The 593-nt window shown below is 43.0% G+C and carries 1 pseudogene; it reads right to left on the bottom strand.

The window, feature by feature from the left end:
- Window positions 1-593: pseudogene (locus tag IEV57_RS19295) on the bottom strand (hypothetical protein); the annotation flags it as partial.

The raw sequence follows: 593 nt of genomic DNA, 5'->3' as shown, positions 1-593 counted from the left end.
ACCAAGGTATAATCCAACTCCTTCTCAGCTCCGTCAGCTGCCAAAGCGGTCAATGGTACCCTGGCAGGAAAATATCCCTTCTTTCGAATCTCTACTGTATATGCTCCTTCCTTTAATCTTCCTATCCTTCCGTCTTGAATATCCATAGTAACCTCTTGACCATTGGCATCCAACACCTGCAACTGTAAACCTTCCATGCCATCCAAGCGCTCACCAGATTCTGCAAACACTCGGAGCCTGTAAAGATCCTGTAAGAACGCTAAACTGTAAATATCATCCCTACTTTCAGACATCCCTCTGTCTGAACTTAGATACTGCAAGCCATTTGCATCCACATAATAGGCAAAATCATCCTGAGCCGTATTGTATGGCTTACCCATATTCACTGCTTGACCCGATAGTTCTGCATCTATACTGTAAATATCCAAACCTCCCAAACCTGATGTTCTATCAGATGAAAAATACAGCTTGCCTTCATGCAGATACGGAAACACCTCATCAGATGCACCATTGACCTTAGAACCTAAGTTGATCGCTGGACCGTAACTATCTCCCAAAATCTCTGTATAATACAAATCATATCCTCCATAACC

It is taken from the genome of Belliella aquatica (genome assembly GCF_014637795.1).
In the GTDB taxonomy this organism is placed as follows: Bacteria; Bacteroidota; Bacteroidia; order Cytophagales; family Cyclobacteriaceae; genus Belliella; species Belliella aquatica.
The sequence above is the reverse complement of the archived record's forward strand: the minus strand, read 5'-3'. Positions and strand labels throughout refer to the sequence as shown.